The organism is Nonomuraea sp. NPDC003201 (genome assembly GCF_053590415.1).
On sequence record NZ_JBSFTC010000698.1, the window covers coordinates 1 to 1,844 of the forward strand.

Sequence of the window (1,844 nt, forward strand, 5' to 3'; positions counted from 1 at the left end):
CGTGCGGCACGCGCGGGCCACCCGGTGCGTGCTCATGGTGTCGGTGGAGGCCGGACACGCCACCCTGGAGATCATGGACAACGGAAGGGGCGGCGGCCATGGCGGGTCAGCGGTTCTGCAGGACGACGTCGGGTGCCCGGACGGCCCCGAGCACCCTGGTGACGATCGTGTCGGCGTCGACGTCGTCCGCGAGGGCCTCGTACGACAGCACGAGGCGGTGGCGCAGCACGTCGAGCGCGAGCTCGGACAGGTCGTGCGGCAGGACGTAGTCGCGGCCGCGCAGGAACGCCAGCGCCCGGGCACCCGTGACCAGCGCGATCGACGCCCGCGGGCTCGCCCCGTAGGTGACGTACCGTTCCAGCTCGCCGAGCCCGGCCGTCGCGGGCGAACGCGTCACGGCGACCAGCCGGACCGCGTAGTCGACGATCGCCGGATCGACGTACACCTGCTGAGCGCGGGCCCGCATCGCGATCAGATCCTCGGCCGTCACCATCGCCTGCGGCGGGTCCGGCGGACGCAGCGCGCGTTCGACGATCGCCTGCTCCTCGGACTGCGTCGGATAGTCGACGACCACCTTCATCATGAACCGGTCGACCTGCGCTTCTGGCAGCGGGTAGGTGCCCTCCGACTCGATCGGGTTCTCCGTCGCCATGACCAGGAACGGCTCGGGCACCCGGAACGTCTCACGGCCGATCGTCACCTGATGTTCCTGCATCACCTCCAGCAGGGCGCTCTGCACCTTGGCGGGGGCGCGGTTGATCTCGTCGGCCAGCAGCAGGTTCGCGAACACCGGGCCGAGCTCGGTCCTGAACTCCCCGGAGTGCTGGTGGTAGACCCGCGTGCCCACGAGGTCGGCGGGCACCAGGTCGGGGGTGAACTGGACGCGCTGGAAACTCCCGGCGATCGCGGCGGCCAGCGACCTCACCGCGAGCGTCTTGGCCAGGCCCGGCACGCCCTCGACGAGCAGGTGGCCGTCGGCGATCAGCGCGACGGCCATGCGCTCCAGCAGCACGTCCTGCCCGACGATCGTGCGTTTGACCTCGAACAGCACCTGTTCGAGCGGATGAGCCGACTCGGGGGACTTGGTCGAGGTCATCGTCTTCCTTCTCGAGATGTGTCCGGTCAGATCTGGGGTCCTTCGCCCAGCGGTCCGTCACCGTCGCCGCCACCCAGGGCCACGCCGATCGGCACCGCGAACGCGATGCCGGCGAACGCCTCGTCGCCGCCCGGGTCGGCGATCGAGACCACGATCCCGATGACCAGCCCGCGAGCGTCCAGGAGCGGACCGCCGGAGCTGCCCGGGTTGACGGAGGCGTCGAACTGGATGAGCCCGCCCAGGTCGCGGTCGCCTTCTTCGGTGGTCCGGTTCAGGCCCGACACGACGCCGGTGGAGACGCTGTAGGTCAGGCCGAGCGGGTTGCCGATCGCCACGACGGGCGCACCCACGGCCACGGCGCCGCCGAGCGTCGCCGGGACGACGATCTCCGGCAGCTTCGCGGGCTTGAGGGCCGCGACGTCGCGCTTGGGGTTCGACGACACGACCGCGGCCTTCGCCTTGGTGCCGTCGGCGAACGTCAGGTTGACGTCCTTCGTGCCCTTGATGACGTGGTGCGCGGTCAGGATCGTCCCGTCCTCGGCCGCGATCACCCCGGTTCCGAGCGACTTCCCGGCCTGGATGACCACCACCGACGGCCCGACCCTCTCGAAGACCTCGGCCGTCGTGAGCGTCGCGCTGGGGGTCGGCGTCGGGCTCGGCCTGGGCGCGGCTGCTGAACGAGCTGGACGCCGCCCGTACCGAGCTGGCCGCGACCGCCGTCGGCGAGGAGCGGATCCGGGTCTCGCGC

Annotated in this window: 2 protein-coding genes; both read right to left on the reverse strand. The window is 71.4% G+C overall.

Annotated features, from left to right (window positions below):
- Positions 1-106: 106 nt before the first annotated feature.
- Positions 107-1,096: an AAA family ATPase gene (locus ACWDX9_RS62855; protein ID WP_449973378.1), complete on the reverse strand. Its 990-nt coding sequence runs from the start codon at positions 1,094-1,096 to the stop codon at positions 107-109.
- Between the two features lie 26 nt (positions 1,097-1,122).
- Complete coding sequence (locus tag ACWDX9_RS62860; protein WP_449973379.1) at positions 1,123-1,686, reverse strand: S1C family serine protease; 564 nt, start codon at positions 1,684-1,686, stop codon at positions 1,123-1,125.
- Between the last annotated feature and the right edge of the window lie 158 nt (positions 1,687-1,844).

Coding starts and splice junctions, on each gene's coding strand:
- ACWDX9_RS62855 (WP_449973378.1), bottom strand. CDS start 1,096: ATGACCTCGACCAAGTCCCCCGAGTCGGCTCATCCGCTCGAACAGGTG.